Source organism: Bradyrhizobium sp. 170 (assembly GCF_023101085.1).
Lineage (GTDB): Bacteria > Pseudomonadota > Alphaproteobacteria > Rhizobiales > Xanthobacteraceae > Bradyrhizobium.
In genome coordinates, this window is sequence record NZ_CP064703.1 from 2,781,252 (window position 1) to 2,798,868 (window position 17,617).

At 61.1% G+C, this 17,617-nt stretch carries 19 protein-coding genes; 17 read left to right on the forward strand and 2 right to left on the reverse strand.

Going from position 1 to position 17,617, the window contains the following annotated elements:
• The 5 genes from IVB05_RS13040 to IVB05_RS13060 all read left to right on the forward strand — a co-directional run bounded on the left by IVB05_RS13040 (window position 1) and on the right by IVB05_RS13060 (window position 3,852).
• Window positions 1–1,068: a toprim domain-containing protein gene (locus IVB05_RS13040; protein ID WP_247784773.1), complete on the forward strand. Its 1,068-nt coding sequence runs from the start codon at window positions 1–3 to the stop codon at window positions 1,066–1,068.
• A gap of 324 nt (window positions 1,069–1,392) precedes the next feature.
• On the forward strand, window positions 1,393–2,334 hold the full coding sequence (locus IVB05_RS13045) for a DUF2493 domain-containing protein (RefSeq protein WP_247784775.1): 942 nt from the start codon (window positions 1,393–1,395) through the stop codon (window positions 2,332–2,334).
• A gap of 165 nt (window positions 2,335–2,499) precedes the next feature.
• Window positions 2,500–2,973: a hypothetical protein gene (locus IVB05_RS13050; protein ID WP_247784776.1), complete on the forward strand. Its 474-nt coding sequence runs from the start codon at window positions 2,500–2,502 to the stop codon at window positions 2,971–2,973.
• 368 nt (window positions 2,974–3,341) lie between these two features.
• Window positions 3,342–3,527, forward strand: coding sequence for a hypothetical protein (locus IVB05_RS13055; protein ID WP_247784778.1), 186 nt, complete (start codon window positions 3,342–3,344; stop codon window positions 3,525–3,527).
• A 1-nt stretch (window position 3,528) separates the two neighbouring features.
• Entirely contained in the window at window positions 3,529–3,852 is a 324-nt protein-coding gene (locus tag IVB05_RS13060) for a DUF736 domain-containing protein (protein WP_247784780.1), read from the forward strand.
• 153 nt (window positions 3,853–4,005) lie between these two features.
• Here the strand turns inward: IVB05_RS13060 and IVB05_RS13065 are convergent, their stop codons facing one another.
• Entirely contained in the window at window positions 4,006–4,260 is a 255-nt protein-coding gene (locus IVB05_RS13065) for a helix-turn-helix transcriptional regulator (RefSeq protein ID WP_247784781.1), read from the reverse strand.
• Between the two features lie 216 nt (window positions 4,261–4,476).
• On the opposite strand from IVB05_RS13065, the gene IVB05_RS13070 reads away from it, so the two are divergent.
• The 11 genes from IVB05_RS13070 to IVB05_RS13120 all read left to right on the forward strand — a co-directional run bounded on the left by IVB05_RS13070 (window position 4,477) and on the right by IVB05_RS13120 (window position 15,208).
• Window positions 4,477–4,764 (forward strand): DUF2285 domain-containing protein, encoded by a 288-nt coding sequence (locus IVB05_RS13070; protein WP_247784783.1) that lies wholly within the window; start codon window positions 4,477–4,479, stop codon window positions 4,762–4,764.
• A gap of 148 nt (window positions 4,765–4,912) precedes the next feature.
• On the forward strand, window positions 4,913–5,110 hold the full coding sequence (locus IVB05_RS13075) for a DUF6499 domain-containing protein (RefSeq protein WP_214489758.1): 198 nt from the start codon (window positions 4,913–4,915) through the stop codon (window positions 5,108–5,110).
• 229 nt (window positions 5,111–5,339) lie between these two features.
• Window positions 5,340–5,687 carry a DUF2285 domain-containing protein gene (locus tag IVB05_RS13080; RefSeq protein WP_346771853.1) on the forward strand — a complete coding sequence of 116 codons (348 nt, stop codon included), beginning with the start codon at window positions 5,340–5,342 and terminating at the stop codon, window positions 5,685–5,687.
• Between the two features lie 133 nt (window positions 5,688–5,820).
• Window positions 5,821–6,102, forward strand: coding sequence for a helix-turn-helix domain-containing protein (locus tag IVB05_RS13085; RefSeq protein ID WP_247784785.1), 282 nt, complete (start codon window positions 5,821–5,823; stop codon window positions 6,100–6,102).
• Window positions 6,102–7,007: a replication initiator protein A gene (locus IVB05_RS13090; RefSeq protein WP_247786673.1), complete on the forward strand. Its 906-nt coding sequence runs from the start codon at window positions 6,102–6,104 to the stop codon at window positions 7,005–7,007. The genes IVB05_RS13085 and IVB05_RS13090 overlap by 1 nt, the downstream gene beginning before the upstream one ends.
• 250 nt (window positions 7,008–7,257) lie before the next feature.
• Window positions 7,258–7,725 carry a DUF2840 domain-containing protein gene (locus tag IVB05_RS13095; protein ID WP_247784787.1) on the forward strand — a complete coding sequence of 156 codons (468 nt, stop codon included), beginning with the start codon at window positions 7,258–7,260 and terminating at the stop codon, window positions 7,723–7,725.
• Entirely contained in the window at window positions 7,722–8,231 is a 510-nt protein-coding gene (locus IVB05_RS13100) for a S26 family signal peptidase (RefSeq protein ID WP_214489754.1), read from the forward strand. The genes IVB05_RS13095 and IVB05_RS13100 overlap by 4 nt, the downstream gene beginning before the upstream one ends.
• A 1,017-nt stretch (window positions 8,232–9,248) precedes the next feature.
• Window positions 9,249–11,003: a VirD2 family relaxase/mobilization nuclease gene (locus IVB05_RS13105; RefSeq protein WP_247784788.1), complete on the forward strand. Its 1,755-nt coding sequence runs from the start codon at window positions 9,249–9,251 to the stop codon at window positions 11,001–11,003.
• Window positions 11,004–11,215: 212 nt separating this feature from the next.
• Window positions 11,216–11,788, forward strand: a complete 573-nt coding sequence (locus IVB05_RS13110) for a ribbon-helix-helix domain-containing protein (RefSeq protein WP_247784790.1) — start codon at window positions 11,216–11,218, stop codon at window positions 11,786–11,788.
• Window positions 11,789–11,924: 136 nt separating this feature from the next.
• Window positions 11,925–13,199, forward strand: a complete 1,275-nt coding sequence (locus IVB05_RS13115; RefSeq protein WP_256473442.1) for an MFS transporter — start codon at window positions 11,925–11,927, stop codon at window positions 13,197–13,199.
• Between the two features lie 242 nt (window positions 13,200–13,441).
• Complete coding sequence (locus tag IVB05_RS13120) at window positions 13,442–15,208, forward strand: adenylate/guanylate cyclase domain-containing protein (RefSeq protein ID WP_247784793.1); 1,767 nt, start codon at window positions 13,442–13,444, stop codon at window positions 15,206–15,208.
• Between the two features lie 226 nt (window positions 15,209–15,434).
• Here IVB05_RS13120 and IVB05_RS13125 read toward each other — a convergent pair whose 3' ends face one another.
• A complete protein-coding gene (locus IVB05_RS13125) occupies window positions 15,435–16,997 on the reverse strand; it encodes a winged helix-turn-helix domain-containing protein (RefSeq protein WP_247784794.1) in 1,563 nt (520 codons plus the stop codon).
• A gap of 138 nt (window positions 16,998–17,135) precedes the next feature.
• Here IVB05_RS13125 and IVB05_RS13130 point away from each other — a divergent pair, with 138 nt between their 5' ends.
• The gene (locus tag IVB05_RS13130) at window positions 17,136–17,369 is read left to right on the forward strand and encodes a DUF1127 domain-containing protein (protein WP_247784795.1); all 234 of its coding nucleotides are present in this window, start codon (window positions 17,136–17,138) and stop codon (window positions 17,367–17,369) included.
• Window positions 17,370–17,617: the final 248 nt, after the last annotated feature.

A 17,617-nucleotide genomic window follows, 5' to 3' on the forward strand; every position in this document is an offset into this window, starting at 1 on the left:
ATGCCCCGCGATGCAACCGAATTGGCGCATCGCCTGGCGCGGGAGGCCGAGGCGGTGTGCCGTCACTATCTCTCCAACGGGCGGCGGGTCGGAAACTATTGGCAGGTCGGCGATGTCAGGAACGCCGCTGGCCGCTCGATGTTCGTACGCCTGAGCCGCGATGCATCCGGCAAACGCGTCGCCGGCAAATGGACCGACGCCGCCACCGGCGAGCACGGCGATCTGCTCGACGTCATCCGCAAAAGCTGCGGCTTCGTCGATTTCCGCGACGTGGCTGGCGAAGCAAGACGCTTCCTCAGGCTACCACGACCTGAACCGGACTACCCGCCGCGTCATTCGGTGGTACCGACTGGATCGCCGAAGTCGGCGACCAGGGGTTCTCCGGAATCGGCACGGCGGCTATTCGCGATGTCTCAGCCGATTGCGGGGACGCTTGCGGAAGCAAATCTCCGTGCCCGCGGCATCACGGTGCTTCGCGACTGCGCAAGCCTTCGGTTCCATCCGCGCTGCTACTACCGTCCGGATCCATACGAACCGACCGAGACCTGGCCGGCGATGATCGCGGCGGTGACCGATCTCGGCGGAAGGATTACCGGCGCGCATCGTACCTACCTCAATCCGCAAGGGTTCGATCGTTCGGCCAGCGGCAAGGCGCCAATCGACACGCCACGACGCGCGATGGGCCATCTCCTCGGTAACGCCGTTCGTTTCGGTGTCGCAGACGACGTGATGGCGGCCGGCGAGGGGATCGAAACCATATTGTCGCTCCGTTGCGGTTTGCCTGATATGCCAATGGCGGCGGCACTTTCAGCCGCTCACCTCGCAGCCATTCTCCTTCCGGCCACACTGCGTCGCCTTTACATCGTTCGCGACGACGATCCCGCCGGAGATCATGCAATGGAAAGCCTGACCGCGCGGGCTGGCACGAACGGGATCGAGGCGATCGCCCTGTCGCCGCGCTGCGGAGATTTCAACGAGGATCTCCGAGGTTTCGGCATCGATGCGCTTCGGGCAGCGCTCCGGGCACGACTCGCCCCGGAGGACGTAGCGCGCTTCGTGGAGTTCTGACACGCCGCCGGTACGGGACACGAACGGGGGGTCTCCGCATTCCCTCGCGCCGGTTCGCAGGCGTTTCCCGGTGTGTCGGAGAGGACCGCTCCCCGGCCTTCTGAGAGGGCGACCCTGCGGCAAGCGGCCCGGCCATGCAATGGCGCGAGCCGGCTATTTTCCGTCGCGTCCTTACGGACGCTTTACATCGCGAAACAAAATAGCCGGCTCCCGCCATCCTCCGCTCCGCTTCAGCCGCTTCGCGGTGCAGGTCCTGTCCGCCCGCCGCCTTTCGTCACCACGAAGGCCGCGATGGGCGCGGCCGTTCCGACAAAGGAAAACGCCATGACGACCGATCGCGACGAACAGACCTCGGATCCGCCGCTCACGACATCCCCAACCGATCACGTTCTCACCGAACTCCAGCTCCATGGCTATCGCCCCTTTCAGGACGAACCCGACCCCAGACCGCTGCCTGAAGCGCACACCGTCGCCGACGCCGTCGCCGACATCTTTGACGCCCTGATCGCGACGCTCAGCGAGACCCGTCTCGAACCAGATCTTGAGAACCTGCTGTGGGGAAGCGTCAATCTCTTCCACCGCGCCACGATGCGTATCGAACGCGACCTTGACGGCAATGAGTTGGCGCAGAAGCGCAGCCAGAAGGATCAGGATGGCTCGGAAATCCGCTCGGTCGAATTGGAACGCGTCATCGCCGAGGGCATGACCCTAATCGAACGCCGCAACACCATCGAGTTCTTTCGCGACCAGGCCGCCGAGCAGTTTGAACGTCACACCGGCTCAGTTTGGCGGCCACGCTCGGGATCTCTGGTGAACCATCGCACCCTGACTTCGGCCATGATCGACAGTCGCGACTTTCTCGCAGCCAAACGTCGTGTCGCCCTTGAGCCGCTGATGCCCGCGGGCACCAGGATCGCCTTTACCGGCGGGCTCGATTGCAACGATCACCGCCTGATCTGGGATACGCTCGACAAGGTCCGGGCCAAATATCCTGACATGGTCCTGCTGCATGGAGGATCGCCAAAGGGCGCCGAACGCATCGCCGCCCGCTGGGCCGATCACCGCAAGGTAACGCAGATCGCCTTCAAGCCGGACTGGACCCGCCACGCCAAGGCGGCACCCTTCAAGCGCAACGACCAGATGCTCGACGTCCTGCCGGTTGGCGTCATGGTATTCCCCGGCACCGGCATTCAGGACAATCTCGCCGACAAAGCGCGCAAGCTCGGTATTCCCGTCTGGAAGTTCGGCGGCGACAACGGCGCGTAAGCGCCGCTACTGCCGGACAAAAGGCACATTTCAGTATTGACCAGACGGAGGTACCGCCAACGAATTTCCTCTCCCGTCACCTCATGTCTTCGGCTATGCTAAATGGTGCGCCGTGGTGGTGGTGGAGGCGTAACCCTTGCAACACGTGTCACGGGAGCCACCACCATGATCACCACTGGCATTCTTCTCAATATCGCCGGGCTCGGCGTCGGCTGTTGGGCGCTATTCACGCTCGCAGTCTATGCATTGCCGTTCTTCGTCGGCATGACCGCCGGCATGTATACGTATCGAACTGGAATAGGTCCCATCGGCGCCATCGCTGTTGGTTTTGTCGCGGGTGCCTTCGGACTTTTGGCCGGTCGGTATCTCTTCTCTGTCACACGCTCTCCCACCATCCGTCTTGTCATAGCCCTTTTGTTCGCGGCTCCCGCTGTATGGGCCGGCTATGAGGTGACGCTCAGCCTCGCTCATATCGGCATTTCCTCGGAATGGTGGCGGGAAGTGTTTGCCTTGGTCGGCGCGGTCGGCATCGGATGCACCGCTTGGGCCCGCGTGGCGATATTGACGACACCTGTTCTCAGCGAGAGCGTTGGTGCTGGTCGGCTCCATCACCCTTGGGACCATGCTTGGGATCGGTGACCCCAGACGGGTGATCGTCCGGCTCCGTCTTCTCTCGGCTCGCTATGGAACGGGAGGCTGTCGTTCTTCGTGACCGAAAGATAGCGGCCCTCGCGGGAGCGCTTCGAACGGGCGGTGACGATCCCGTCGGTCGACGATAATCCTGAAGGCTCGGCGCGTTGTCGTTGGTCCGGTTTGTCTCGTCGACGCTTGGCCGCCTTTCTGTACGCCAGGTTTTCTCTTCCTTCCCGGATGCGCCGGGGTCTCTTGTTCGGACCGATTGATAGCTGGCACGTCTCCTCGAATGCTGTTCAGAGCACGCGAGCACCTTGCCTCTCATTGGCTTGATCTAGCCGAAGGCCGGCTGCGCCTCGATCGCCTGAACGGCAATGGCGGACGGATCGACTTTCTTCCCCTGGGCTTCGCCCATTCCTCGCGCGGGCCAAGAAAGTCTCACCGCCGCCATCCTCCGCTGCGCTGCGGCCCAAGCGGGTGCGGCGTCGATCGCCTTCGGCTTTCAGATCGCCATCGAGGCCGCGGTGGTCGCGGGCTCGAAACAAGCTAAGGAGAAGTGACATGGCTAACATCGGTTCCTTCAAGAAGTCCGGCCAGGAATTCCAGGGCGAGATCGTCACCCTGAGCCTCCAGACCAAGGGCGTCCGCATCGTGCCCGAGACAGACCGGACCAGCGACAACGCGCCGAGCCACCGGGTCTATGTCGGCCGCGCCGAGATCGGGGCCGCCTGGCCGAAGCGCTCCAGCGAGGGCCGCGATTATCTGTCGGTGAAGCTCGACGATCCGAGCTTTAACGCTCCGATCTACGCCAACCTCTTCGACGACGAAGACGCCGAGACCTCCACCCTGATCTGGTCCCGCAGCCGCAAGCCCAACGTGGACTGAGCCGAACCAGACCCAACACCCCGCTCGTCGAGCGGGGTGTTGCATTTTCGGCAAGGATCGGCCAACGCGGCTGACGCGGGACTGCGTCCGGCCTGGCCTTTAGGCCCGGCTCGCGAAAAAGCGTTGCACCAGCATCCGATCCAAATTTCGATTTCAACGCTTGGGCGGCGTCCGCTTCTTTCGTTCGCCTGATTCGGCAGGGGGACGCCTGAGAAGATCTGCTGCTTCGACCCCAAGAGCCCGTCCGAGCCTGTCCACCACGTCGATGCCGGCGGCGTAAAGGTTTCGTTCAAGCGAGCTGATGTAGGTACGGTCGATTTTGGCACGGTGCGCCAACTCCTCCTGCGAAAAGCCGCGTGCCCGTCGAAGCTTCCTCAGATTGAGCGCGAGTACCTCTCGTATCTCCATGCCTGAGAGGGCAGCGCCTTGAAGAGTATTTCACCACGGAGTATTCTCTACAATCGCGCGTGATATCCGACGGGTGGGAACGTTCCGTACAAACGGTTGGTTAATCTTTTGGGGCCAACAAAGCCTCTAAGCGGCCGGGCTTCCCAGTACAAAGATCGCCTGAGGGCAGCTAAGATGCCCCGAGGTCGAAGCTTCTAGAAAATAGTAGGAGTTTCAATGCCGTCGCCACCGCTCGATCCCAATGTTGCAGATACGGCTCCCGATGATCCCGTCCTGACAGTGTATGACGAGGAACACGTCGTCACCTATTTGCGCCTGCTCGACGCCGAGGCCGATAACGCGGATTGGCGCGAAGCGGCGCGCCTCATCCTCCACATTGATGCCGTCCGGGAGCCGGAACGTGCACGCCGTGCGTTCGACACCCATCTTGCTCGCGCGAAATGGATGGCGGACCAGGGCTATCGTCATCTGCTGCATGGAGGCCGGCGAGAAGATGGAAAGTGAATTCCATTTGACAGAAAGATGACTTCTTGTTTGTCCCTTGATTGCAAAGCTGAATGACGCAATAGCGACAGCGTATCGTGCAACCATAAAGGGTCCCCATTCTCGTGCTGCAATTCCCTGTCCTTTTAAGCATGGGGAAAGTAACACGATGTCGGAATTCGATTGGAGATCGCCGGAGGCTTATGCAAGCCTGCAGAGTGCCGAAGCAACTGACTTCGCCTGGGAGTGTCTTCGTCGCAATCTCGACTATCGTGAAGATTACCGCTCGCTGCAGCGTGGCGGGTCGCCGGCTGCGCTGAGCGAGGAAAAATTCCGAGAGCGATGGGGGCTTTCTTTTCGCAGCTGACCCCCGCCAACCCTTCGATACGCAGGCCATCTTCTGGGCGCCCGAGGTTCTGCCGACCGTGCTGCCGGCGGGAGTTCGTTCGTCGATTGATGCTTGTCGGTACGAGTTTGACCTGACCAAACTGACCGGCGCCGAGCTTCGGCGTGCGTCAGATGGATGGCATGCCGTCGTCCGGTTGGGTGGAACGACGCATCGGCTGTGGCTGAGGGAGCCCCCAACTGAGGCCACATTGCTGATCCTCGAACTACCGCTCGACGCCGAGTTCGACGTTCGCTCGCGCGCCGCGCATCGACTGTGGTCGGCTCTTGGCGGACGGCGGCCGGGACCGCCACTTCCTGCGCTGTCTGCGCAAAGACGCCAGCGGATAACGCTTGCCATCCGCGCCCTCGATGGCCGAGCCGAAGGAAACAGCTATCGCGCCATTGCAGAAGCCTTGTTTGGCAAAAGCCGCATTCCGCATCATGCCTGGAAAACCCATGACCTGCGTAACCGCACGATCCGCCTGGTCCAGAGCGGGCTGGCGCTGATGCGCGGCAGCTATCGGGCATTGCTTCAGCGGTCGCGCCGCAAGCAATAGCCGATAATTCAAGGGGGGCCGAAAACGGACCTCCCGATCATCGGCATCCCCCTTCGCGCCCTCACTCCGCCACCCTGACCTTCGACGCGCCGCCAACCTCGCCGGCGCTTCAGAAGATCATGGAGCCTTTCAAATGCCCGATCCGAACGCCGGCTTGCCGCCGCGCTATCTGCGCACGCCCGAAGCTGCGCGGTTCCTCTCGCTTTCCGGTCGCACGCTTGAAAAGCACCGAACCTACGGCACCGGCCCGGCCTACCGAAAACTTGGTGGGCGCGTGGTCTATGCGCTGGAGGACCTGAGGGCCTGGGCAGATCGGGGCGCCAAAACCTCCACCTCTGATCCAGGCGCCGGCACGGTGCTACCCGCCAGGCGGCATGCGAGCCCCATTCCCTATGCGGGCAAGGCGCGATGCTGATGGCCAGGGAACATGATCGGCCGGCCTGGCGCCGAGGTATCTTAGAGCGCGAACAGCTCGACCTGTTCCGAGCGCTTCCGGGCGACCTCGCGGCACGCGATGCGCAGGACCTGATGGCATATCCGTTCTTCTCCCTGGCCAAGTCCAGGCGCGTCGTTCCGATCGACTTCCGCGCTGGCAAGATCGCCATTCGCGTCGAGGCCGTGCCGGAACACGGCATGGCGACGATCTGGGACGCGGATGTGCTGATCTGGGCCGCTTCGCAGATTGTTGAAGCGCGAGACAGCGGGCTGAAGACCTCCCGCCTGATGGCGACAACGCCCTACGAAATCCTTACCTTCGTCGGCCGCGGTACCAGCGCCCGCGACTACGACCGTCTCAAGGCGGCGCTCGACCGGCTGCAATCGACCAGCGTGATGACGTCGATCCGTCAACCGACGGAGCGCCGGCGGCACCGGTTCTCCTGGATTAACGAGTGGAAGGAGACCGCGGATGTGCACGGCCGCCCGCGTGGACTGGAGTTGATCCTGCCGGACTGGTTCTACGGCGGTGTATTGGACGACGCGCTCGTGCTCACGATCGACCGGGCCTATTTCGACCTGACAGGTGGACTTGAGCGCTGGCTTTATCGGGTCGTCCGTAAGCACGGCGGCCATCAGCAAGGCGGCTGGAGTTTCGATCTTGTTCATCTCCACGCCAAGTCCGGCAGCCTCTCGCCGCTCAAACATTTTGCCTACGACCTGCGCGAAATAGTCCGTCGCCAGGCAATGCCTGGCTACCGTCTTTTCATCCGACCGGGACCTCGAGGCGCTGAACGTCTCGTCTTTGCGCCGACTCCCGTCGATCCGTTTGTAGAACGTCTGCGCAAGCGGGCTCTGACCACCTGCCGGGGGGAAAACCTGTGAATCAGCTCGTGCTATCGGGGACCGGGATTCACGTGCCATCGAGGACCCGATCTTCGTGCTATCGAGGACCAAAATCGGATGAAACGTCTTGGTGCTCAGTAGCTTGTCGCGGCCGTAACTTTACTAACCTGGAATCCTTCGGATTCCTTCTAACGGGGACGGTCGTTTTCCAGCCTGTTGGTAAGCGGGCGCTGCGCCGTCTGCTTGGGCGGACCAAGGCGTTTGACCTCCGAGCAGACGGAGCAGCCGCATGAGCAATCTCACGCAGGTTGAGCTGCTATGGCTTGAAAGTCGCATCGAGAACCGAATTCGCTTCGGTCGCGTCGCCGAGGAGCGAATTCTCGATCGCCGCAGGCGGGTCCTGTCGTTCGCGCCCGGCAGCATCTTCGCGTTTGTGCGCTGGATGTCGAACGATTTTGGAACAGTCGTTTCACGCATCGACATCTTGCGGGCGGTCGCAACTGGCCAGCGCTGCTCGACTGTCCCCTATGTCAGGCCGGGCGGCGAAAGCCTGTTGCGCCTGTCAGGCTGGCCAAAGGTAGAGCGCGTGCTGCAGCTGATCGATGCCGTCGAAGCGATTGGCATCGACCCTGCCGACGCCGCCCCCGACTATTGGCACCATGCGCATAACCGGTTGTCGGTCAACGAAATGCCTCGGACATACACCCGGTCCCGGCACCAGGCCTGGCTCCATCGGCGGAGGGTGATGATGTCATGAGCGCTCGGCGTGCGACAGTTTTCACGACATCTGTAGCAACCGTTCTTCTCCTTTGGACGATCGGCAGAGCGCCACCACGCTACATATGGAATGCATCGAACAGCGTTCCAATTGGCCTTTACCGCCTTCAGCCGATGACCACGTTGGTCGTTACCGAACTTGTCGCGATTCAGCCACCTGATCTCCTTGCTGCATTCCTTGATCTCAATGGTTATCTGCCGATCGGTGTCCCCATGCTGAAGCGCGTGCTGGCACTCCCCGGACAGAAGGTTTGCCGAAACCGCCTGACGATCGCCGTCGACGGCGTCGAGGTCGGCCAGGCGCAGGAACGCGACGGGAGAGGCCGTCCGCTTCCGGCTTGGAACGGATGCCGCGTCATTGCTGATGGCGACATCTTTGTCATGAACTGGCAGTCAACCGACTCGCTGGACAGCCGCTACTTCGGGCCACTTCCTGCCTCCGCAGTGATCGGCAGAGCGGTACCCGTGTGGACTAACGAGGAGTGATCATGCACGAACTTCCCTACAAGCCGCCGGATTACGGCTCGTTCGAAGGGACTTCACTTTTTCCTTGCCGGCCAACAGTGAAGCATCGTTCTCACAGCCTGCAACGGAAAGCTTGGCTCGGCCGTGTGGCTTCGTTTCGCTCCGACGTACCGTGCGTGCTATTGTGGCGGTCGCGCCATTCGTGTGTCACCGCTGTTTCCGCGCTCTTCGAGCCTCGCGTGCGCACAGACCGTATTGCAAGCGGCTTCCATCCGAAACTACGGCCTACGTCGCGGCGGTCACACTATTGCTGGACAACGAGCAGGGTGAGCATGCCGCAGTTGACGGCAGGCGTGCACTTCCTTGGCGGGAGGCTCCCCTGCTTGTTGAGCGGCTGTTTGCTGAGCGGGCGGGCGCATCGTGACGGACATTCGGTTTGCATTCGAAGCGCTGCAACACGATCATGACGCTAAGACTTTCGGGTTTGCTACTGAAGGACCCTCGCTCACGCGGCAAGAGTTCGCGGAGGAGCGCGATATCAACGCGCTGAGGGCATACGGGCGATGCCTTCGGCCCGCGCTCTACTCGTCGCTTCGCTCCTCACCGAGCCACCCTACGGGTGTCTCGGCCCTTCGGGTAACGATCGCTATCGCAAACGCTCGCTTCGCTCGCAAACAGTGGGGCTTCGCAAGTCAACTGCCAAGTCGCGGCGGCTTTTTCGCAATGAATCGGCCACCAGCCGACGTGTTCGGGCAGGCGCTGTTGGAGGATCCACCGCATGACCCGAACTGCATTTTGTCGCAAATCGCCGCGAGTGCCGAGAGTTTGTTGGCTTGGAAGTTGGGCCCTGGGAACCAGCGACCGAGGACGACGAGGACGGCAAGGGAAAAGCGCCGCCTTCGGCCGGGCGCATGTGGTTGGCGGGGTTGACGTTTTAACAGACATCGGGAATAGCCAAGCCGTCGCTCCATTGCAAATCGTCAGCGAAATCAATGCGGCGAGAGCCGTCGGCCAGCAACAGCTCGCGGAGAGACGATCGTGAGTGAGCAGGACAATGATCTTCGCGTTCGTCCTGGCCGCATCCGCGACGGCGGACGTAGCTCGTCGCGTCCGAATAGCTTTGTCGGCCAGGTTATGCGGGCGGCCAAGAGGGCCGGGCATGTCGGCAACGGTTTCGGACGCGGTAAGGCCGGCGTTAGCCGGTCGCGATTCGGGCGAGGCCGGCGCTCCGCCCTTTCATTGTCGCTCCGCTCGACCTCGCGACGCGTGGTGATGAAGGCGCGCGTGGTTCGTCACCACGGCACCCGCTTTCGCTCGGCGCCGATGTCCAAGCACATGACCTATTTGAAGCGAGAGGGCGTGACACGGGACGGCGCTGACGCCCGGATGTTCGATGCAGCATCGGATGCAGCGGATGAGCGTGCTTTCGCTGAGCGTTGCAAGAATGACCGGCATCATTTTCGATTTATCATTTCTCCGGAGGACGCCGCCGAGCTCGGCGATCTCCGCGCCTTCGCGCGTGAACTGATGACCGATGTCGCGCGGGATCTCGGAACCAGACTGGACTGGATCGCGGTCGACCACTGGAACACAGACAATCCGCATATCCATGTTCTGATTCGCGGCCGCGCCGAAGATAGCCAGGATCTCGTGATCAGCCGGGATTACATCAGCCGCGGGTTCCGCGATCGTGCCGCTGAGCGCGTTACGCTGGAGCTCGGCCCGCGCAGCGAGCGGGATATTCAGTCTGCCCTGGAAAGGGAGGTCGAGGCCGAACGCTGGACGAGCCTCGATAGGGCGTTGCGTATTGCCGCCGACGAGGGGGCCGGCGTGGCGGACCTTCGTCCCAGTGTAACAGGCGAAGACCTCGCACTCCGCCGCCTGATGGTTGGTCGGGCGGCTAAACTCGAACGTTTCGGTCTTGCCGAGCAGATTGCACCGGGCTGCTGGACCCTCAAACCCGGTATCGAGGACAAGCTGCGTGATCTCTCAGTTCGTGGCGACATCATCAAAACGATGCATCGAGCAACGCGCGGCTTCGGGCGCGAGCCGGACGTATCCGGCTTTGCCCTGCACGGCGATGAGCCGGCGGATAGGGTGCTCGGCCGTCTAATCGACCGGGGATTGCATGACGAACTGAAGGGCTCGGCCTACGCGATCGTCGAGGGGATCGATGGACGAACGCATCACCTCAGGTTCACCGATATCGAAATGACCGGTGACGCCGCGCCCGGCGCGATCGTGGAGGCGCGGAGTTACGACGATGCTCAGGGCCGCAAACGGCTCTCGCTCGCCACGCGGTCCGATCTCAATGTCGAAGCCCAGGTAATGGCGCCGGGCGCGACCTGGCTTGACCGGCAGTTACTCGCGCGGGATGCGTTCGTGGCGAACGGCGGTTTCGGATCCGAAGTTCGTGAAGCCATGGACCGCCGGATCGACCATCTCGCGGCCGAAGGCCTGGTGCGCCGGCAGGGGGCAAGGGTCATCTTTGCCCGCGATCTCCTCAACACGCTAAGACAGCGGGAGCTGGACGCGGCGGTCGCGAGACTCGCGGCCCAGACGGGGTTATCTCACAATCCTTCACCGGAGGGCGAACGCATAGTGGGCGTCTATCGCCGGCGCATAACGCTTGCGTCAGGCCGGTTTGCCATGATTGACGACGGGCTTGGATTCCAACTCGTGCCCTGGCGGCCGGCACTTGAGCAGCATCTCGATCGACAGGTATCCGGGGTCGTGACAAGTGGAGGCGGGGTGACCTGGAGCTTTGGAAGGAAGATCGATCTCGCAATGTGATACCGAACTTGGGTTGAGTCTTGGCTCGGCAAAGCGGGGGATCGGCCTTTGTACGCCAATCTATCCGAACACACTATGGCTGCGATTGAGCGGTTGCTCAGGACCGCGATTAGCCGCTTGTTGAAGCCCACGTTCGGCGCGTCGGTGAGGCCGACCCTCATTCCTCCACTGGACGCGCACGGCGGGAAGTCACGCTTTCAAGAGGTCCAAGGATGAAACCCAGAATTGGCGTCTACCTCTCCGAGCAGATTGCGGCGCGGCTAGCGGCAACTGCCAAGCTTCGGGGCGCAAGCAAATCGGCGCTCGTTGAGGCCGCCCTCGCGGCGTTCCTTGGTTCGGACGATGACGCTGACAATCCCCCGGTGGACCGCCGCCTTTCGTTGATGAGCCGCCAGCTCGAACAACTCGATCGCGATCTTCGAATCGTCAACGAGACTGTGGCGCTGCAGGCTCGATACCAGCTAGCGGTGACGCCGCCGCTGCCGGCCGCCGCTCTGCGTGCCGCGTGCGCGCTCGGGGCGGAGCGGTTCGATGAACTTGCCACGCAGGTTTGGCGGCGCGTTCAGTCGGGGACCTCGCTCGTGCAGGAAACGGTGGATCGTCTCAGCCACAAGAGAGATGCGCTCGCTGATGGGAAGGGCACGACGAAGACCTTCTCGCCAGTTCTCGAGCCAGATCTCCGCACGTCAAACCCGGTCAACCTCGAGGTAGAGCACTCCACTGCCGGCCGGGAGGGCGGCAGCCTGCTCAACTTTCCAGGGAAAACAGGACTGCCCCTGCACTAGACCTGTTCAGAGGCAGACAATTGCTCACGAAGAATCGGTCGAACAGCCACCACGGTCCCGACTGTCCAGCCTTGCAACCCGACGCCGACGTGTCGGGGACTGGACAGAAAACTGGCACCTGATTCTGCGCGTCTTCCTGCCGTTCGTTGCCGCTTACTACCTCTCATTTCTGTTTCGGACCATCAATGCAACGGTCGCCGGCTCCTTGACGTCGGAATTTGGCCTTGGCGCTGGCGACCTTGGCCTACTGACGTCTGTTTACTACCTGACCTTCGCGGCTGCTCAGATTCCGATCGGCATCCTGTTGGACCGATATAGTCCGGGCTTGATCCAGAGTGCCGTGATGGTTGCCGCGGCTGTGGGCGCAGCGCTATTTGCCGTCTCGGACAATTTTTGGCTGCTCCTCGGCGGCCGAGCACTGATCGGCCTTGGTGTGGCCGCATCATTGACGGCCGGCTTGAAAGCCCTCGTGCTCTGGTTTCCCAGCGAACGTATTCCACTGCTCAACGGCCTGATGATCATGTTGGGGGCCTTAGGCGCACTGACGGCAACTTTGCCTGTGGAATTTTTGCTGGTCTCGATGGGCTGGCGAGCATTGTTTGTGCTGCTTGCGATTGTCTCGGCCGGATGCGCTCTTATCATCTATTTTGTCGTTCCAGAGGTGTCGGCAGCTATGTCGGTCGCGGGCGGACCAACGCCTAACAGTTTAAGGACGATTTATGCCGACCCACGCTTCTGGCGCCTGGCTCCACTTTCGGCCACCTGCATCGGGACGGCGTGGGCGTTGCAGGGACTGTGGGCGGCGCCATGGCTCAGCGATGTCGAGGGCCTCGACCGGCCGGGACTACTCTGGCATTTGCTCATCATGGCAATCGCATTAAGTTTGGGCGGGCTTCTGTGGGGCATTGCAGTCGATCGAGCGCGCCGGCGTGGGGTTGGACCGCGGCCGCTGTTGGGCCTTGTCGCCACGATGTTCATCGCGGCTCAGCTGGCATTGATCCTGCGATTGCCGCTCCCGTCGTATGTCCCGTGGATTGTCGTGGCGGCGGTCGGTGCTGGAACTGTCCTCAGTTACGCGATCCTGGCCGAGTATTTCCCAAAGGAGCTGGCGGGCAGGGCCAATGCAGCGCTGAACGTCTTCCACATCGGCGGCGCGTTTGTCGTGCAATATATGACGGGGTTATTGGTTCAGGTCTGGGCTCCCACAAATGGGCACTATCCTGAGATAGCTTACCAAACTGCGTTTGCTTTCAACGTAGGGCTTCAGATCGTAGCTGGGGTTTGGTTTGCGCTAACTTGGATTCTGACACGACGACGCGAGGGGAATGAACTGATGCATTCTCCCTCAAGCCGCTGCACGCATTCGAACTTGGGGGTAGGCGGCTTTTTCTGCAGGATCGCGAGAGCATGACGGGACATCCTGAGCAGGTCCGTTCTTAAGGATAAAGCAGATTCCGCCTATTTGGCCGTCGATGTCGCCTTCTGTGCGCCTTTAAGACATGCCCGCCTATCCTGAGAATGTCCGTTCACCGGGGTTGACCGGAAGTCGCCGTGGTCCGGCCAAACCGACGCGAATGACCCCGGAGCGGACATCATGTCGCAAACCTGCGAGGTGTGCTAGTTAAAGCGGTGCCAGACACCCGGGGGCTACCATTGACCGCCGAACATTTAGTGCGACGGCTAACGGCTATATTCGCGGCTGATGTCGCCGGTTATAGCCGTCTGACAGGCATCGACGAGGAGGGCACTCACGTCCGACTGAAGGAACACTTGCGTGTCCTGATTGATCCAAAGATTGCCTCCCATCGCGGACGCATCGTCAAGCATACCGGCGATGGGCTGCTCGCCGAGTTCGGTAGCGTCGTGGACGCGATGCGCTGTGCGATCGATGTTCAGCGCGGCATGGCGGAGCGCAATTCAAACGTGCCGCCGGATGATCGGATTGAGTTCCGGATCGGCATCAATGCCGGTGATGTTATCGAGGACAACGGGGACATATTTGGCGACGGCGTCAATGTCGCGGCGCGCCTCGAAGCTATCGCGGAGCCGGGCGGTATTTGTGTTTCGGATGATGCCCACCGACAACTCCGCGACAAACTCGACGTCGTGTTTGAGGATGTCGGGGAGCAGAACCTCAAGAATATCGACCGACCGGTCCGGGTCTTTAGGGTGTCGGATCGTGTTGCGGCAGCCAAGCAAAGACCTGCATTGGCGCTCCCGGACAAACCCTCGATTGCCGTGTTGCCCTTCCAAAACCACAGTGCCGACCCGGAGCAAGAGTATTTCGCAGATGGCATCGTGGAGGATATAACGATGGCGCTGTCGCGGTTCGGCGAACTGTTCGTCATCGCCCGTAATTCCAGCTTCCAGTACAAGGGCAAGGCGACCGACGTGCGCGATATTGGACGCGACCTGGGGGTGCGCTATTTGCTCGAAGGCAGCGTACGACGGGCCGGGCCTCGCCTGCGCATCTCCGCGCAGTTGATCGATGCCATAACCGGAGGACATTGTTGGGCGGAGCGCTATGATCGCAAGCTCGAAGAGGTCTTTGCGGTACAGGATGAGGTCGTAGCCACGATTGTCGCGATCCTCGCAGCGCATGTCAGGAAGGCTGAAGCCGAACGTGCGCGTACCAGGCCCCCCAACAATTGGCGGGCATACGACTATTATCTGCAGGCCGCCGAGGCCTTCACCTCTTTTGTGACGTCCTTCAGTGTGGAGGCCATTTACGAAGCGCGGCGTCTGCTCCAGTTGTCGCTCGCCATCGACCCAAACTACGCCCGCTCTTACGCCCTGCTCGCGAATACGCACGATGCCACGTACGTCAACCGTCTGGACGGCGATTGTCTCAATCCGGCTACCCTCGATCTGGCTCTCGAATTGGCACGCAAGGCGGTGCAACTCGACCCGAACCTGCCCGAGGCTCATGCGATCCTCGGATTTGAGCTGACGTTCAAGCACCAGCACGACGCATCGATGGCATCGGTTGAAAAAGCCCTTGCGCTCAATCCAAACTATACGGACTGGCGCTTCGGCTATCCGCTGGTGCTATCAGGGCATTCGAGACGGGCGATCGACGTCCTCAAGGCCCATATGCGGCTCGATCCGTTCCACCCCCCCTTCGGCCTCCTCCTCCTGGGTCTTGCACACTTCATGCTCAAGGAATATCCGCAAGCCCTGTCGGTGTTGCGCGATTATGTCACCCGGGTGCCACAGCTTCCGTGGGGCCATCTCTATTTGGCCATGACCCACGTGCGATCGGGCCAAGTCGAAGAGGCTCGGGCAGAAATCGCCGAGGTGCTGCGGATCGACCCCAACGTTACGATCGCAGGAACTGCGAGAACGCTCACCACCTTCAAGCACGCCAAAGACGACAAGCACTTTTATGACGCGCTGCGTAGGGCGGGGCTGCCCGAGTGAGTTCGTCAAAAGACAAGGAATAGGTCAAAGTCGATCAGGGCCCTTGAAGCAGTCGTACGGGTGAGTTCGTGTTCTGGCCCCAACCAGACCAGCCCGGCCAGTCTGTTGATGTCCGTTGATCGGGGTAGACCGGAAGTGGCCGACCGGCCGCCAAGACGACGCTTTTGACCCAAAGACGACGCAGGGCAGGAACGCGCTGAAGTCGACTTATGACCCGAAGCGCTCATCACCCTTCCGGCACGCCAGCGAGGCGCAGGCCTTCACAGACGCGCTCGAGCCCAGCAAGGAAAATCGAGTTGTCGCTTTGTTGAGCAGCGACCAAGCGACGGATGGTGAAACCTGAGTTGAGCGCAAGTCCCGTTCTTGCAGCAGTTCGCGCCTCATCGAGCGCGCCGCTCAGGCCCAACGCAGCGGCGAGCAACAAATGAGCGAGAGGAAAGTTGCGGTTCGCCTCAGTGCTTCGTCGTAGCCAACTGACGGCTTCGACGTCCGAACCAAGCTGTAGCTTGGCCACGCCCACATAACACGTCCACTGGTAGGCTTCAACGTCGCGAGGGGAGAGACGTAAAGCCTCGAGTATATGGCCTTCGGTCTCGGCAGCGCGCCCCATATAGAATTTGGCAAAACCAAGGGCAGCATGAGCGTTGGCCTTATTCAAATCCAGCGCCAACGCGTGCTCGAATTCACGGATGCCTTGGGCGGCCCGGTTCGTAAAGATCTGGACCCAACCCCGTGCCAAGTGGGCTGAAGTACGGTTCGGCCTGATCGACAATGCCTTATTTGCCATCGCCTCGGCCGCTGCAAACCGCGCAGGCCCATCATCCGTCGTAAAGCTGGCTCCAACTGCCGTTTCAACACTTGCCAGGCCAATCATTGCTTCGACGTTGCCGGGGTCGTACTCTAGAGAGCGTTCGAAGAAGCTCCGCGCTTGCGTTACGCATTCAGGGCTAAACCCCTTCATCAACCAGGCCCGGCCTTGGAAGTACAAGTCCATCGCATCGGGATTAAGTGTACGCTCGGCTCGTCGCGCCTCAGCCTCGATGAGTTGGGCACCTAATGTATTGGCGAGCCTCGATACGATTTCGTCCTGCATGTCGAACAGGTCGACGACAGACTTCTCGAAGCGCTCGGCCCAAAGATGCTGGCCGCTATTAGCATCGATCAACTGCACGTTCATCCGAAGCCGCTTTCCGCTGCGTTGCACTGAACCTTCGAGCACGTAGCGAACGTTTAATTCGCGGCCGACTTGCCGTACATCGACTGCTCTACCCTTGTATGAGACGGCGCTGTTCCGTGCGATTACAAATGAACCAGCGATGCGCGACAAGTCCGTGGTCAAACTCTCGGTTACGCCATCCACGAAATAGTCCTGCTCGCGATCACCGCTCAGGTTCGCGAAGGGTAGCACGACGATGGATAGGCGCGGCGGCGTGTCGCCGGTTCGCTCGACTGGGCCCGCCGTCTCATTTGCGGGCCTCCGGGCTTCCTGCACTGCACCAACGAAGCGGAAACCTTTGCGCGGCAATGTTTTGATTAAATGCTGTTTCTCACCCGTGTCGCCGATTGCGCTCCGGGCGGCATTCAGGCGGGTCGTCAGCGCAGCATCCGAGACGATGCGACCCTTCCAAACGGCGTTGATGAGGTCGTCCCTACTGACGACGCGCTCTCTGTTTCGTATCAGGTATTCAAGCAGATCGAACACTTGGGGTGTGACAACAACCACGTCCGTTGCGCGCTGCAGTTCGCGCCTGTCGGTATCCAATGCGTAATCCTCAAAAAGAAAACGCAAGCTGCATTCCTCTCGGGGGCCACCCTCTGAAACCCTAAGAATAAGCTGCCAGTGAGGAAAATGTAAGCGAGCTGTTAAGCGCGCCAGGAGATGTGCTGGCAATCTCGCTTGGTAGAATAGCCCAACCTGGACACTGCAATGAGTACCATCCACGGGACCAGTGAGTTTCGACCAGCAACGGCAAGGCGGCAGTATTACAGCCCCCTCGAAGCATATTGGAATGCATTTCGTGAGTGGCGCAAACGCAAGAGGCTGCGTGCTACGCTGGACGATCTGAGCGACAGAGAGCTACAGGATATCGGAATTGGACGGGGCGAGATTGACTACGTCGCTCGATCGGCGCTCTCAACCGACCCGCGTTTCACACCATAGCTGCTGCTCTATTTTGGGCGGACCGGGCGGTCACGTCTAGCGACCAACGCCTTCGTCCTTAAATCCGCGGCCGGACTGGGTTCAATGGCAGCGCCTGTCTGCTGCGGAGCGTTATTCGCATGTTGCCTTTGATCTGCCGAACAACGTCGCTGAAGTCGGCTTTTGGCCCCCAACCAGACCAACCCGGCCAGTCTGTTGATGTCCGTTGATCGGGGTAGACCGGAGTGCGCCGGGAGACCGGCAAGGAG

Excerpts from the sequence above, each read along its gene's own strand:
- IVB05_RS13040 (WP_247784773.1), top strand. The coding sequence starts at position 1 with ATGCCCCGCGATGCAACCGAATTGGCGCATCGCCTGGCGCGGGAGGCC.
- IVB05_RS13045 (WP_247784775.1), top strand. The coding sequence starts at position 1,393 with ATGACGACCGATCGCGACGAACAGACCTCGGATCCGCCGCTCACGACA.
- IVB05_RS13050 (WP_247784776.1), top strand. The coding sequence starts at position 2,500 with ATGATCACCACTGGCATTCTTCTCAATATCGCCGGGCTCGGCGTCGGC.
- IVB05_RS13055 (WP_247784778.1), top strand. The coding sequence starts at position 3,342 with ATGGCGGACGGATCGACTTTCTTCCCCTGGGCTTCGCCCATTCCTCGC.
- IVB05_RS13060 (WP_247784780.1), top strand. The coding sequence starts at position 3,529 with ATGGCTAACATCGGTTCCTTCAAGAAGTCCGGCCAGGAATTCCAGGGC.
- IVB05_RS13065 (WP_247784781.1), bottom strand. The coding sequence starts at position 4,260 with ATGGAGATACGAGAGGTACTCGCGCTCAATCTGAGGAAGCTTCGACGG.
- IVB05_RS13070 (WP_247784783.1), top strand. The coding sequence starts at position 4,477 with ATGCCGTCGCCACCGCTCGATCCCAATGTTGCAGATACGGCTCCCGAT.
- IVB05_RS13075 (WP_214489758.1), top strand. The coding sequence starts at position 4,913 with ATGTCGGAATTCGATTGGAGATCGCCGGAGGCTTATGCAAGCCTGCAG.
- IVB05_RS13085 (WP_247784785.1), top strand. The coding sequence starts at position 5,821 with ATGCCCGATCCGAACGCCGGCTTGCCGCCGCGCTATCTGCGCACGCCC.
- IVB05_RS13090 (WP_247786673.1), top strand. The coding sequence starts at position 6,102 with ATGGCCAGGGAACATGATCGGCCGGCCTGGCGCCGAGGTATCTTAGAG.
- IVB05_RS13095 (WP_247784787.1), top strand. The coding sequence starts at position 7,258 with ATGAGCAATCTCACGCAGGTTGAGCTGCTATGGCTTGAAAGTCGCATC.
- IVB05_RS13100 (WP_214489754.1), top strand. The coding sequence starts at position 7,722 with ATGAGCGCTCGGCGTGCGACAGTTTTCACGACATCTGTAGCAACCGTT.
- IVB05_RS13110 (WP_247784790.1), top strand. The coding sequence starts at position 11,216 with ATGAAACCCAGAATTGGCGTCTACCTCTCCGAGCAGATTGCGGCGCGG.
- IVB05_RS13130 (WP_247784795.1), top strand. The coding sequence starts at position 17,136 with ATGAGTACCATCCACGGGACCAGTGAGTTTCGACCAGCAACGGCAAGG.